Source organism: Pseudomonas costantinii (assembly GCF_001870435.1).
Taxonomy (GTDB): Bacteria; Pseudomonadota; Gammaproteobacteria; order Pseudomonadales; family Pseudomonadaceae; genus Aquipseudomonas; species Aquipseudomonas costantinii.
This window is the reverse complement of sequence record NZ_MDDR01000036.1, coordinates 1-14,957: the sequence shown is the minus strand read 5'-3', so window position 1 is coordinate 14,957 and position 14,957 is coordinate 1. Positions and strand designations below refer to the sequence as shown.

3 protein-coding genes, 2 tRNA genes and 3 rRNA genes are annotated in these 14,957 nt (G+C 57.5%); all 8 read right to left on the bottom strand.

Features of this window, described 5'->3' with window-relative positions; translation table 11 throughout:
- Positions 1–137: 137 nt before the first annotated feature.
- Complete coding sequence (gene recD, locus BFL40_RS20265; protein ID WP_071485605.1) at positions 138–2,195, bottom strand: exodeoxyribonuclease V subunit alpha; 2,058 nt, start codon at positions 2,193–2,195, stop codon at positions 138–140.
- A complete protein-coding gene (recB, locus tag BFL40_RS20260) occupies positions 2,192–5,866 on the bottom strand; it encodes an exodeoxyribonuclease V subunit beta (RefSeq protein WP_071485604.1) in 3,675 nt (1,224 codons plus the stop codon). The genes recD and recB overlap by 4 nt, the downstream gene beginning before the upstream one ends.
- Positions 5,863–9,318: an exodeoxyribonuclease V subunit gamma gene (gene recC, locus BFL40_RS20255; protein WP_071485603.1), complete on the bottom strand. Its 3,456-nt coding sequence runs from the start codon at positions 9,316–9,318 to the stop codon at positions 5,863–5,865. Before recC ends, recB begins: the two co-directional genes overlap by 4 nt.
- Positions 9,319–9,455: 137 nt before the next feature.
- Positions 9,456–9,571: ribosomal RNA gene (gene rrf, locus BFL40_RS20250) — 5S ribosomal RNA — on the bottom strand.
- 163 nt (positions 9,572–9,734) lie between these two features.
- Positions 9,735–12,626 (bottom strand): 23S ribosomal RNA (locus tag BFL40_RS20245).
- 249 nt (positions 12,627–12,875) lie between these two features.
- Positions 12,876–12,951, bottom strand: a tRNA-Ala gene (locus BFL40_RS20240).
- Positions 12,952–12,981: 30 nt separating this feature from the next.
- Positions 12,982–13,058, bottom strand: a tRNA-Ile gene (locus tag BFL40_RS20235).
- A gap of 82 nt (positions 13,059–13,140) precedes the next feature.
- Positions 13,141–14,677: ribosomal RNA gene (locus BFL40_RS20230) — 16S ribosomal RNA — on the bottom strand.
- Together the 16S, 23S and 5S rRNA genes with 2 tRNA genes alongside form the textbook arrangement of a ribosomal RNA operon.
- Positions 14,678–14,957 lie beyond the last annotated feature (280 nt).

Below are 14,957 nucleotides of genomic sequence, written 5' to 3'. Positions count from 1 at the left end.
GTGTTTACAGGGTGATGCCGCAACGATAGCACAGCGGCGGAAAACCCCGCGAAGCGAGGCTTTCGCGGGACTCACTATTTTTTCAGAAAAATCAGACAACTGAATCAGAAATATTACATGACCCGTTAGTCAGTTTTTTAGTCGTGAGCGTCTAACTCCAACATCAACCCACTCAAGCGCTTGACCTTGCGCCGCACGGCTTCCTCAAACACCCCGCCACGGGGCTCGATCAAGCTGAACCAGCGCTTGGCGCGGGTGATGCCGGTGTAGATCAGCTCTTTGGTCAACACCGGGTTCAGCGCATCCGGCAGGATCAGGGCGGTGTGGGTGAACTCCGAGCCCTGGGATTTATGCACGGTCATGGCGTACACGGTTTCCACATCATTGAGTCGGCTGGGCAATACAAAGCGCACGCCGCCCTGGCCATCATTGCGCGGGAAGGCCACGCGCAACACCTGCGGACCGCCATCACTTTCGGGCAGTTTAAGGGCGATGCCGATATCGCCGTTCATCAAGCCAAGCCCGTAATCGTTGCGGGTCATCAGCACCGGGCGGCCTTCGTACCACTGGTCGTCGCCCTCAATCAGCCGCACTTTGCGCAAGGCCGCGGTGATGCGCAGGTTCAGCCCTTCAACCCCCCAAGGGCCTTTGCGCACGGCACAGAGCAACTGGAAGGCATCGAAGGCTTGCAACAGTTGTTGCGCCCAATGGGTCCAGGCGGGGTCGTCACGCGGGGTGTCGAGGGCCGGGCGCGCCCTTTGCAGCAGGTTGAGGTAATAGCGATAACCCTGGGCGCCGTCGCCCTGCCCGTCCAGCACCAGCCGCTCAAGTGCGTGGTCGTGTTCGCCCTTGAGGCTGACGCAGAACAGGTCGCTGTGGCTACGAGCGGCAAGCAGTTTACGGGCCTCTTCGGCATTTTGCTGATTGACCCAACGCGCCAATTGGCCAATACCGCTGCCTTCGCCGAAACGCCGTGAGTAGCGCAGCATGACCACTTGCTGGGCCAGGGGGTGACTGCCGTCGAGATCCTCCTGCAGGCCACTGGCGCTGAGGTCTTCGCCGCTGACCGTTTGCAGCCATTGGCGGGTATCCGGGCTGTACCAGCCGGCTTCGGCATCGCGGCACAAATCGCCAAGCACGGCGCCCGCCTCCACCGATGCGAGCTGGTCCTTGTCGCCCAGCAAGACCAACCGTGCGTGGGGCGGCAGGGCGTCCAGCAGGTTGGCCATCATTTCCAGGTCGATCATCGAGGCTTCGTCCACCACCAACACATCCAAAGGCAATGGGTTACCCATGTGATGGCGGAAGTGCCGCGTGCCCGGCCGACTGCCCAGCAGGCGGTGAACGGTGGTGACCTGGGTCGGAATTTTTTCGCGCACGCTGTCCGGCACTGTCAGCGACTGCACTTGCTGGCTGATGGATTCCGTCAACCGCGCGGCAGCTTTGCCGGTCGGCGCGGCCAAGCGAATGCGCAACGGGCTGCCGGCTTCCACGGCGGGCGCCTGCAACAACGCGAGCAAACGCACCACCGTGGTGGTCTTGCCGGTGCCGGGGCCGCCGGTAACGATGCTGAAGGCACCGCGAGTCGCCAGGGCGCAGGCGAGTTTTTGCCAGTCGATCACGCCATCGGGCGGCGGTTGGTCGAACAGGCTATTCAGACGTTGGGGCAAATCGACGGCGACGCTTTCTCGGGTAGTCAGACGCAGGCGCAAGGCCGTGTCGATGCGCCGTTCGTAGGTCCAGTAGCGGCGCAGATAAAGGCGCTTGCCGGACAGAACCAAAGGACGACTTTGTGCGGTTTCGCTGCCATCGATAGCCAGAGCAACAAGGTGGCTGGCGGCCAGCACATGGCACCAGTGGGCGCCGTCGAGGCCCTCGAGCAATTGCGACGGCAGCAACATCGCGCTGGTTTGCAGGTCGCCCTCGGGCGGCAAGGACAGGGCAAAGTCCGGGGCGTTAAGGGTTTCGAACAGGTCCAGGCAAACGTGGCCGTGGCCCAGTTGGTGGCTGGTCAGAGCCGCAGCCAGCAGTACCAAAGGGTCGGCTTGCGGATCGAGCTCGTGCAGAAAGCCAACGAAGGCTTTGTCCAAAGCACGCAGCCAGCCACGCTCGACCCATCGTTCCAGCAGTTGCACCAAATCGGCGGCGCGGCTGAGGGGGGCCAACTCCTCAAGCGGTAACGGCGACAGGCTCATAACAGCACTCCTTGTTCCCAGGCGGGCTCAACCTTGGGCGGGATAGGCTTACCCTGGAACAGAAAATCCAGGCCTTCGATCAATTCCCGTGGTGGCCGGGTGAAATAAGCACCTCGGCTGGTGGACTGTGTACCTCGCAGGAACAGGTACAGCGCACCGCCGATGTGACGGTCGTAGTCGTAACCAGGCAGACGTGCCTTGAGTTGGCGGTGCAGGGCCAGCAGGTAAAGGACGTATTGCAGGTCATACCGATGCTCGAGGATCGACTGTTCCATGGCTTCAACGGTGTAGGCCGAGTCGTCAGGGCCGAGCCAGTTGGATTTGTAGTCGGCCACGTAGTACCGGCCGTCGTGTTCGAACGTCAGGTCGATAAAACCCTTGAACATGCCGTTGAGCAGCACCGGTTCGGCAGCGACCCGGGACACGCCGTTATGGGTGTATTGGCACACCAGTTTGTCGAGGGCGAGCACGTCGACTTTGTGGCTGGCGAACCAGAACTCCATTTCGATCTGGTACTGCTGCAGGCTGCTGAGGGTGATGCGGTCGTTATCCACAGGCAGTGGCGTTTGCAGCAGATGGCCCAGCCAACCGCTGAGGGTGACGATCCAGCCTTCCCAGTTGCGACGATTGCAGCGCGCGCCTACGGCTTTTTCGATGGACTCTGGTGTCACATTGAAACCCTCCTCGCCAGCCCATTCCAGCAGGCCGTGGAGGAAGGTCCCGGGATTAGGACCGCGTGGGAAACGGTGAATGTCACCGCCGGACGCAGCGACTTCGCGCGGTGCATCGGGGTCGAGGCGTTCGTCATCGAACAGCTTCTGGGCCTGTGGGCTTTCGGGGGCTTCAAGGTTTGCAGCGCTCATGCTGTCGCCGATTCTTAAAGCGCTGTAGGAGGCGATCCACCAGTTTTCGGCGGCCTTGCGCTTGGGGAACAACGGCGCGAGCAGTCTGGCCTCGTTGCGTGGCGAGTGGAACACGATGTCTTGCGCTTCGGGCACTAGGGCATAGTCGATTGCAGGACAGCCTTCCTGCAAATCCAGCAGCCAACGCGCCAGACCAGCGGACTCACCCAAAGAAGCGCCGGCGCCGAGCAGATAGCCCAGTGCCGAAAGGTGCAATACCGAGCTGCTGTTATTGCCGCGTTTAAGGTCGGCAATGCCGAGCCAGCACGCGTGTTTGGCGCGGGTCAGCGCGACGTAGAACAAGCGCAGGTCTTCGGCCAGGCGCTCTTCATCGGCCTGCGCGATAAGCTCGGCCGTGGGACGCAGGCTGACTTGGGATTTGCCATTTGCATCATGGTAATGAAGGGGCAACCGGCTACCGTCTACCGGCTTGGCCGAACAGATGAAGGGCAGGAAGACCAGGTCATATTCCAAGCCTTTGGACTTGTGGATCGTGACGACCTTGACCAGTTGTTCATCACTTTCCAGGCGCAGGATCTGTTCCTCACCGGCCTGACCCGACAGCGCGAGGTGTTCGGCCAAGTGGCGGATCAGCGCTTGCTCGCCGTCCAGTTCCGACGCGACCTGTTGCAGCAGTTCGCTGAGGTGCAACAGGTTGGTCAGCACACGTTCGCCATCGCTACGGGCGATCAAGGTTTGCGGCAGTTTGAAATCGTGGAGCAGGCGACGCAGCATTGGCAGCACACCTTGGGTGCGCCAGATCGCGCGGTACCCACGGAACTGCATCACACGGGTTTCCCACGCCAGTTCGTCCTGATTCAACCGCTCCAGTTCCGGCAGTGACAGGTTCAGGGTGACGCAGGCCAGGGCGGCACGCAGCGGGCGTTCGACGTCTGGTTCAGCGCAGGCCTTGAGCCAGGACAGGAGGTCGTGGGCCTCCTGGGCGGCGAAGACTGAGTCTTTGTCCGACAAGTACACGCTGCGCACGCCACGGGCGGCCAACTCGGCGCGTACGGCTTGGGCTTCCTTGCCATCGCGCACAAGGATGGCGATGTCTGACGGAAGTACGCCTTTGAAACTGTCGTCCGGTTGTAGGAAACCTGCTGTGCCTTGCTGCCCGCCGTTGAGCAATTCAACAATCTGCGTGGCACAGGCGGCGGCCAGTTGCTGGCGGTAAACCGCATTCGAAATCGGCTGATCGGTGGGCAGGTGCCAGAGGTTCATCGCCGGGAGCGTTTGGCCCTCGACCTGCAATTGTTCTTTGCGGCCTTGGGACAACACTGAATGGAACGGCACCGGATTGTCGCCATTCGGCTCTCGGAACAGAAAGGCACCACGGCCTTTTTCCGCACGTTGGAACACATGGTTCACAGCCTCGACCATCGCGTGGCTGGAGCGGAAGTTGGTGCCCAGGGTGTGGTGGCGGCCGGTGGTGGACTGGCGCGCGCGCAGATAGGTGTAGATGTCGGCGCCACGGAAGGCGTAGATCGCCTGTTTCGGGTCGCCGATCAGGAACAGGCCACTGTCGAGGTGGTTTTCTTCGATACGGTAAATACTGTCGAAGATGCTGTATTGCACCGGGTCGGTGTCCTGGAATTCATCGATCAGGGCCACCGGGAATTGCTCGCGGATCACGCTGGCCAGGCGCTCGCCGCCGTCGGCTTGCAGGGCTGCATTGAGGCGGATCAGCATATCGTCGAAGCCCATTTCGGCGCGGCGACGTTTCTCTTCTTCGAAGCGTTTGCCCACCCAGCCGGCAGCGTGCTGCAACACGGCGGCGTCGGGGGTTGGCAAGGCATCGAGGGCGGCTTTGAGTCCCGCCATGGCGTCGATGCCGGGATGGTGCGGCGGCTCGCCCTTCCAGGCTTCGGCCATGCCGTCGGGGGTCAAGCGGGTGAAGCCGGTGCCGATGTCGAGCTGTTCAAGGGTTTCGTCAGCGGCCCAGGCACTGATCTTTTCGAACCAGGGTTCAAAATAACGAGCTTGCATCTTGCGGCCGTCGACGGCTTTGGCGGCCACGGCTTGCAGGCAGATATCGCGCAGTTCGGCAGCCCATTGCTGCCAGGGTGCTTTGAGGGTTGTCAGCGCTTCGCGACGCTCTTGCAGGCAGGCCGTGATCAGTTCGGCGGGATCACGCGTCTCGTCAGCCGGCCGTTCGCTGCCGAACAGCGCGCGCACCCGTGGCATCAACCCGGCGGGTCCGCCCCAGTTATTACGGACCCAGTTGAGCGCGTCGTCGTGCATCGGGTAACAGAACAACCGCCAGTAATCGCGCAGCACTTCGCCAAGCAGATCGCTGTGGTCGGTTTCCAGGGTCTGAGTGAACAGGCTACCGCTGTCGAAGGCATGTTCGCGCAGCATGCGCTGGCACCAACTGTGGATGGTGGAAACGGCGGCTTCGTCCATCCATTGGGCAGCGATGTCCAGGCGATTGGCACAGGCGGGCCATTGCTCGGCAGGGTATTGGTCGCGCAGGTCGGCGATCAGGGCATCGGGCTGCTGGATTTCGTCGCGAAAGAAACGTGCGGCTTCGGCCAGGCGGATGCGGATGCGTTCACGCAGCTCTTTGGTGGCAGCATCGGTGAAGGTCACCACCAGAATTTGTGGCGGCAACAGTTCGCGACCAAAGCCGGATTCATCCCCCCCATGGCCGAGCACCAGGCGCAGGTACAGGGCGGAAATGGTAAAGGTCTTGCCGGTGCCCGCGCTGGCCTCAATCAGTTGGCTACCTTTTAGCGGGAAGGCCAAGGCTAAGGGTTTGCTGCTCATGCGCCAACCTCCTCGCCGGTGAGTGATCGCCATGGGGCGTTGATCAGCGGGCGATACAGGGTTTCGGCCCAACCTTCGAATTCTTCGCTGGCTATGAGCGCAGCGAAGTCGGGGAATTGACGAGTGAGCGCGGGGGTTTCGCGGCGTTCGCCGTCGGTGGTCATACCGTCGCCTTCGTAGGCTTTACTCGCGGCGGCTTGGGCCTTGGCAGGGTCGGTTTGACCAAGCCAGGCGAAGGCCGTCTTAACGGCCACGGGGAGCGGTTTTCTCATTCCGGTGTGCCAGGCCAATAGCAGGTTGCCGAGGATTTCCTGAGCAGTGGATTTATCCAGCGGGGCCAGCAACAAGGTATCGTCACTCGCCACTAAACCAGTGCTGAGTGGCAGGCCACAGGCGCAGGCCACTACGTGATTGACCCAAGGGCGAATCAGCCGGTGCCACTTGCGCGTCTTGATCGAGCCGATGCTGTTGGGGATGGTGGTGACACTTAACAATCCGCCATCACTGCGCCGATGCAGGCCACTGATCCAGCCTTCCAGTTGGATACCTTGATGCTCAAAACTGACCGGCTCTGCGCCTGGATGCGGGGTCGGCCAGAGTGCCAGTAACTGTTGGTAACGCTGCAACAGAGCGGGCAATGGCTCGATCAGTTCGTTACGCAGGCACTCGCCGAAACCGACCATAGGCAGCAGGCCACTGCCTTGTAGGCGCAGGGCTTGGGCGTTTAAGGCTTGGTCCACATGATCGGGCTGGGTCAGTGCGGCGCTTAGCAGGCTGTCGCTTAGGTTGTAGCGTTGCAGCGCATCGAGGACGAAAGGTTCTTCATCGGCCAGAGGAACTTCGGCGGCTTCGAAGAACACTTTCAGACGCTGGCTGAAGAAGTGTTTGACCGGGTTGCGCAGGAAATCCTGCAACTGGCCGAGGCTCAGGGGTTCTTCTTGTTGATGCTCTGCCAATTCGTCTTCTGTTGGGATGGCATCGGCGGCTTCGTGCAGCAACTGCCATTCGCGAGCGTAGCTGAACAGCGGGTCGCCTTCATGAAAGTAGCGCGCGCTGAACGGTTGGAGTGGGTGCTCTTGGGTCATTGCGTCTAAGAGTGGCGTTTGTGTTTGTGCGTTATGCCAGCCGCTGGCGAGGTGGTCGCGCAGTTGGCCGATCAGCACCGAGGCCGGACGGTCACTGTTGTCGCGGATGCTGCGGCCTACCCAGCTGATATAGAGCTGGTCGCGGGCTGAGAGCAAGGCCTCGAGTAGCAGGTAGCGGTCGTCTTCACGGCGTGAGCGGTCGCCAGGGCGATAGTCGCTGCCCATCAAGTCGAAGTCCAGCGGTGGTTGGGCGCGCGGGTAGTCTCCGTCGTTCATGCCCAGCAAGCAGACGAGCTTGAACGGGATCGCGCGCATGGGCATCAGGGTGCAAAAATTGACCGCTCCGGCGAGGAAGCGCTGGGATAGACGACCCTGGTCCAGACCTGCCAACCAAGCTTCACGGACGACAGTGAGCGGTAACTCGTCCTGCAGGCCTACGGACTCACAGGTTTCCAGCCAAGTTTCTCTGAGTTGCTCGAGTTGACCCAGCAGATAGTCGTCGTGTTCGCTGCTGGGCAGGAAGAACAGTTGCATCAGGCGTTGCAGACGCTCGCCCCACTCTTGGGGTTTTGCCGGTTGTGACAAGGCCTGATGGGCGTCGTTTAGAGCATCGAGCAAAGCGACCAGAGGGCCGATCAGGGCGGCGTCGAGGCCACCGATTTCGTCGTAGGGCTCGATACCGTCACACGCGGCACCGGTGCCGACGGCGTAACCCAACAACATGCGACGTAGACCAAATCGCCAGCTGTTTTGCTCCAGCTCTTTTGGCAGGCCCAGGCCGGCACGCTGCTCGGCATTCAAGCCCCAACGGATGCCGGCGCCTTCGATCCAGCGGTGCAGTGTGGGCAGGTCGCGTTCTTTGATGGCGAAACGCTCGCGCAAGGCGGGGACGTCGAGCAAGTCCAGGATTTCGCTGACGGGGAAACGGCTGTCCGGGAGTTTCAGCAGGTGTTCGACGGCAATCAGCAGAGGATCGCGGCCGCGCTGGCCCTGGTCGGTAAGGGTGAAAGGGATGAAGCGCGGATCGGTTCGCTCAAGCTGGCCGAACACGGCACGAATATGCGGCGCATAGCTGTCGACGTCGGGGACCATGACGATGACGTCGCGGGGGCGCAACATAGGGTCGGCGCTGAAGCGTTGGAGCAGTTGGTCGTGGAGGATTTCCACTTCGCGTTGGGCGCTGTGGGCGATGTGGAAGCGAATAGACGTGTCATGTTGCAGGTCGACTCCTTCGTTCCAGCGTTCGCGGGTTTCGTTGAGAGGGCGAAGTTCGAGGATATCGTCCTGAAGTTGGTTGAGCAGTGTGGTGGGTTCGCTTTCGCTAAACAGATCGATACGGCCATCGAGGAAGGCGGCGCGGTAGCTGTTGGGGTCGTCGTAGCTGTCCAGCAGGCTGATGTAGTCACGGCCCTGTTTGCCCCAGGCAGCCAGTAGCGGATGTGCGTGCTGATGCAGGGTTTGCGGGTCAATGGTGACCGGCATACCGACTTTGCGCGCTTGGCGTTTGTATTCGTTACGCAGCAGGTCTTTGTCGGCAACGATGTCGGACCAATGGTGGCGGCAAGGGTTGTGCACGCACAGCAGGACCTGACTGAATCGCGCCAGGCCGGCGAGTGCTTCCAGTGCCTGCGCGGGCAACGAGGAAATCCCGAAAACGATCACTCGGGACGGCAGGCCTTGGGGCGCATTCTCAAGGGTGTTGATGCGCTCGATGAAACGCTGGTGAACGCCGGCACGACTCTCGGCCATGCCCTCTTCCCCCACATCCAGCAGCAGCGCGCGCCATAGTTCCGCCTGCCAGCAATTCGCGGGGTTTAGAGGCTTGGATTCGCCTCGACCGTTGCGCAGTTGGTGGCGGCCGGCGGCCCAGTCTTCCAGCCAATCGGCGCGGTAGACCTGGTATTGGTCGAACAAGTCGGCCAAACGTTCGGCGAGTTGGTAGCGTTTGCGCAGGTCGGTGTCGTGGGTGAGGAAGCGCTGCAACGGTTCGAAGTGCGGTTGATCGATGAGTTCCGGGAGCAGTCGCATCAAGCGCCAGGTCAATGGGGCTTTATCGAGCAGGGACTTAGGCGGGATTTCGTCACGCCCCAGAACCATACGATAGAGCTGCCACATGAAACTGCCAGGCAGTTGCACGTCGATTGCCGCAGCGATACCGCAGCCCCCTGTGTCGTCCTCTTCTGGGTCTTCGGCCAAGGCCAGCTTGAGCCATTGGGCGATGCCATTGCTTTGCACCAGGGCGATTTCGTTTTCCAGCGGGGCCAGGGGATAGCGGCGCATCCAACTGACCACCAGGCTACGCAGTTCATCCAGGCGGTTGCCGTGAACCACCATGAATCCAGCGCTGAGGGACGTCGCATCCGGCATAACGGCTTCCTTGGGAAAAGCAAAATCGAGGCATGGACTTTAGCACTGAAGGTAGCCGCAATAAGCCCCTTTGTACTTTTCGACCGCCCAAAACAAAACCCCTGTCTGCGTTAGCAAACAGGGGTTCTGGAATTTAATCTTGACGATGACCTACTCTCACATGGGGAAACCCCACACTACCATCGGCGATGCATCGTTTCACTACTGAGTTCGGGATGGGATCAGGTGGTTCCAATGCTCTATGGTCGTCAAGAAATTCGGGTACTGAGTCGTGACAAGAATGCCTCGCTTCAGCAAATTGGGTATGTGACAGCTTTCGGTGTTTTGTGAGATTCGAACTTTCGGTTCTATCGTCTTCACACACCGCAATCTGCTGCTCTGTATTAAAGAGCCGACGCAAATTGCTTGGGTGTTATATGGTCAAGCCTCACGGGCAATTAGTATTGGTTAGCTCAACGCCTCACAGCGCTTACACACCCAACCTATCAACGTCGTAGTCTTCGACGGCCCTTCAGGGAACTCAAGGTTCCAGTGAGATCTCATCTTGAGGCTAGTTTCCCGCTTAGATGCTTTCAGCGGTTATCTATTCCGAACATAGCTACCCGGCAATGCCACTGGCGTGACAACCGGAACACCAGAGGTTCGTCCACTCCGGTCCTCTCGTACTAGGAGCAGCCCCTCTCAAATCTCAAACGTCCACGGCAGATAGGGACCGAACTGTCTCACGACGTTCTAAACCCAGCTCGCGTACCACTTTAAATGGCGAACAGCCATACCCTTGGGACCGGCTTCAGCCCCAGGATGTGATGAGCCGACATCGAGGTGCCAAACACCGCCGTCGATATGAACTCTTGGGCGGTATCAGCCTGTTATCCCCGGAGTACCTTTTATCCGTTGAGCGATGGCCCTTCCATACAGAACCACCGGATCACTAAGACCTACTTTCGTACCTGCTCGACGTGTCTGTCTCGCAGTCAAGCGCGCTTTTGCCTTTATACTCTACGACCGATTTCCGACCGGTCTGAGCGCACCTTCGTACTCCTCCGTTACTCTTTAGGAGGAGACCGCCCCAGTCAAACTACCCACCATACACTGTCCTCGATCCGGATAACGGACCTGAGTTAGAACCTCAAAGTTGCCAGGGTGGTATTTCAAGGTTGGCTCCACGCAGACTGGCGTCCACGCTTCAAAGCCTCCCACCTATCCTACACAAGCAAATTCAAAGTCCAGTGCAAAGCTATAGTAAAGGTTCACGGGGTCTTTCCGTCTAGCCGCGGATACACTGCATCTTCACAGCGATTTCAATTTCACTGAGTCTCGGGTGGAGACAGCGCCGCCATCGTTACGCCATTCGTGCAGGTCGGAACTTACCCGACAAGGAATTTCGCTACCTTAGGACCGTTATAGTTACGGCCGCCGTTTACCGGGGCTTCGATCAAGAGCTTCGCGTTAGCTAACCCCATCAATTAACCTTCCGGCACCGGGCAGGCGTCACACCCTATACGTCCACTTTCGTGTTTGCAGAGTGCTGTGTTTTTAATAAACAGTCGCAGCGGCCTGGTATCTTCGACCGGCATGAGCTTACGGAGCAAGTCCTTCACCCTCACCGGCGCACCTTCTCCCGAAGTTACGGTGCCATTTTGCCTAGTTCCTTCACCCGAGTTCTCTCAAGCGCCTTGGTATTCTCTACCCAACCACCTGTGTCGGTTTGGGGTACGGTTCCTGGTTACCTGAAGCTTAGAAGCTTTTCTTGGAAGCATGGCATCAACCACTTCGCTAACTAAAAGTTAGCTCGTCATCAGCTCTCGGCCTTAGAATCCCGGATTTACCTAAGATTCCAGCCTACCACCTTAAACTTGGACAACCAACGCCAAGCTGGCCTAGCCTTCTCCGTCCCTCCATCGCAATAACCAGAAGTACAGGAATATTAACCTGTTTTCCATCGACTACGCTTTTCAGCCTCGCCTTAGGGACCGACTAACCCTGCGTCGATTAACGTTGCGCAGGAAACCTTGGTCTTTCGGCGTGGGTGTTTTTCACACCCATTGTCGTTACTCATGTCAGCATTCGCACTTCTGATACCTCCAGCAAGCTTCTCAACTCACCTTCACAGGCTTACAGAACGCTCCTCTACCGCATCACTTACGTGATACCCGTAGCTTCGGTGTATGGTTTGAGCCCCGTTACATCTTCCGCGCAGGCCGACTCGACTAGTGAGCTATTACGCTTTCTTTAAAGGGTGGCTGCTTCTAAGCCAACCTCCTAGCTGTCTAAGCCTTCCCACATCGTTTCCCACTTAACCATAACTTTGGGACCTTAGCTGACGGTCTGGGTTGTTTCCCTTTTCACGACGGACGTTAGCACCCGCCGTGTGTCTCCCATGCTCGGCACTTGTAGGTATTCGGAGTTTGCATCGGTTTGGTAAGTCGGGATGACCCCCTAGCCGAAACAGTGCTCTACCCCCTACAGTGATACATGAGGCGCTACCTAAATAGCTTTCGAGGAGAACCAGCTATCTCCGAGCTTGATTAGCCTTTCACTCCGATCCACAGGTCATCCGCTAACTTTTCAACGGTAGTCGGTTCGGTCCTCCAGTTAGTGTTACCCAACCTTCAACCTGCCCATGGATAGATCGCCCGGTTTCGGGTCTATTCCCAGCGACTAGACGCCCTATTAAGACTCGCTTTCGCTACGCCTCCCCTATTCGGTTAAGCTCGCCACTGAAAATAAGTCGCTGACCCATTATACAAAAGGTACGCAGTCACCCAACAAAGTGGGCTCCCACTGCTTGTACGCATACGGTTTCAGGATCTATTTCACTCCCCTCTCCGGGGTTCTTTTCGCCTTTCCCTCACGGTACTAGTTCACTATCGGTCAGTCAGTAGTATTTAGCCTTGGAGGATGGTCCCCCCATATTCAGACAAAGTTTCTCGTGCTCCGTCCTACTCGATTTCATGACTAAGAGATTTTCGCGTACAGGGCTATCACCCACTATGGCCGCACTTTCCAGAGCGTTCCGCTAATCTCAAAGCCACTTAAGGGCTAGTCCCCGTTCGCTCGCCACTACTAAGGGAATCTCGGTTGATTTCTTTTCCTCAGGGTACTTAGATGTTTCAGTTCCCCTGGTTCGCCTCTTACGCCTATGTATTCAGCGTAAGATAACCATCTTATGATGGCTGGGTTCCCCCATTCAGACATCTCCGGATCAAAGTCTGTTTGCCGACTCCCCGAAGCTTTTCGCAGGCTACCACGTCTTTCATCGCCTCTGACTGCCAAGGCATCCACCGTATGCGCTTCTTCACTTGACCATATAACCCCAAGCAATCTGGTTATACTGTGAAGACAACATTCGCCGAAAATTCGATAATACTCAAAACTGAGTAACTCACAAATTTTACCTTAGCCTGATCCGTTACCAGTGAAAGTAACGTTCAGTCTATCTTTCTATCACATACCCAAATTTTTAAAGAACGATCTAATCAAAGACTAGAAATCAACATTCACCATCAACCTGATGGAATGCTCATTTCTAAGCTTTCATAACGTAGAAGCAGTAGTGGTGGAGCCAAACGGGATCGAACCGTTGACCTCCTGCGTGCAAGGCAGGCGCTCTCCCAGCTGAGCTATGGCCCCGTATTTCTACAGGCGTTTCCCACACAAAATTGGTGGGTCTGGGCAGATTCGAACTGCCGACCTCACCCTTATCAGGGGTGCGCTCTAACCAACTGAGCTACAGACCCAATTTCGGGCTGCTTCTTATCGTCTTCTTCAATGAATCAAGCAATTCGTGTGGGAACTTATGGAGCAGCTGATGTCGTCGATTAAGGAGGTGATCCAGCCGCAGGTTCCCCTACGGCTACCTTGTTACGACTTCACCCCAGTCATGAATCACACCGTGGTAACCGTCCTCCCGAAGGTTAGACTAGCTACTTCTGGTGCAACCCACTCCCATGGTGTGACGGGCGGTGTGTACAAGGCCCGGGAACGTATTCACCGCGACATTCTGATTCGCGATTACTAGCGATTCCGACTTCACGCAGTCGAGTTGCAGACTGCGATCCGGACTACGATCGGTTTTATGGGATTAGCTCCACCTCGCGGTTTGGCAACCCTCTGTACCGACCATTGTAGCACGTGTGTAGCCCAGGCCGTAAGGGCCATGATGACTTGACGTCATCCCCACCTTCCTCCGGTTTGTCACCGGCAGTCTCCTTAGAGTGCCCACCATTACGTGCTGGTAACTAAGGACAAGGGTTGCGCTCGTTACGGGACTTAACCCAACATCTCACGACACGAGCTGACGACAGCCATGCAGCACCTGTCTCAATGTTCCCGAAGGCACCAATCTATCTCTAGAAAGTTCATTGGATGTCAAGGCCTGGTAAGGTTCTTCGCGTTGCTTCGAATTAAACCACATGCTCCACCGCTTGTGCGGGCCCCCGTCAATTCATTTGAGTTTTAACCTTGCGGCCGTACTCCCCAGGCGGTCAACTTAATGCGTTAGCTGCGCCACTAAAAGCTCAAGGCTTCCAACGGCTAGTTGACATCGTTTACGGCGTGGACTACCAGGGTATCTAATCCTGTTTGCTCCCCACGCTTTCGCACCTCAGTGTCAGTATTAGTCCAGGTGGTCGCCTTCGCCACTGGTGTTCCTTCCTATATCTACGCATTTCACCGCTACACAGGAAATTCCACCACCCTCTACCATACTCTAGTCAGTCAGTTTTGAATGCAGTTCCCAGGTTGAGCCCGGGGATTTCACATCCAACTTAACAAACCACCTACGCGCGCTTTACGCCCAGTAATTCCGATTAACGCTTGCACCCTCTGTATTACCGCGGCTGCTGGCACAGAGTTAGCCGGTGCTTATTCTGTCGGTAACGTCAAAACAGTTACGTATTAGGCAACTGCCCTTCCTCCCAACTTAAAGTGCTTTACAATCCGAAGACCTTCTTCACACACGCGGCATGGCTGGATCAGGCTTTCGCCCATTGTCCAATATTCCCCACTGCTGCCTCCCGTAGGAGTCTGGACCGTGTCTCAGTTCCAGTGTGACTGATCATCCTCTCAGACCAGTTACGGATCGTCGCCTTGGTGAGCCATTACCTCACCAACTAGCTAATCCGACCTAGGCTCATCTGATAGCGCAAGGCCCGAAGGTCCCCTGCTTTCTCCCGTAGGACGTATGCGGTATTAGCGTCCGTTTCCGAACGTTATCCCCCACTACCAGGCAGATTCCTAGGCATTACTCACCCGTCCGCCGCTCTCAAGAGAAGCAAGCTTCTCTCTACCGCTCGACTTGCATGTGTTAGGCCTGCCGCCAGCGTTCAATCTGAGCCATGATCAAACTCTTCAGTTCAAACATCTTTGGGTTTTTAAGAAACCCTAAACTTGGCTCAGCAATCGTTGGTTACATCTTTGATTTCTCGCGGAGTAACTTGTGATGCTGATAATCTTGTTGACTATCAGTCTGACTCCACAAGCACCCACACGAATTGCTTGATTCAGTTGTTAAAGAGCGGTTGGTTAAGATCTTTCGTCTCAACCGAGGCGCGCATTCTACAGCAGCCTCATTTGCTGTCAAGTGATTATTTTCAGAAGCTTTCGAAGATTTCTTCAACAACTTCAACCACTTGCGC

Bases quoted from the DNA above. Each gene is read 5' to 3' on its own strand.
- recD (WP_071485605.1), bottom strand. From the start codon at position 2,195: ATGAGCCTGTCGCCGTTACCGCTTGAGGAGTTGGCCCCCCTCAGCCGC.
- recB (WP_071485604.1), bottom strand. From the start codon at position 5,866: ATGAGCAGCAAACCCTTAGCCTTGGCCTTCCCGCTAAAAGGTAGCCAA.
- recC (WP_071485603.1), bottom strand. From the start codon at position 9,318: ATGCCGGATGCGACGTCCCTCAGCGCTGGATTCATGGTGGTTCACGGC.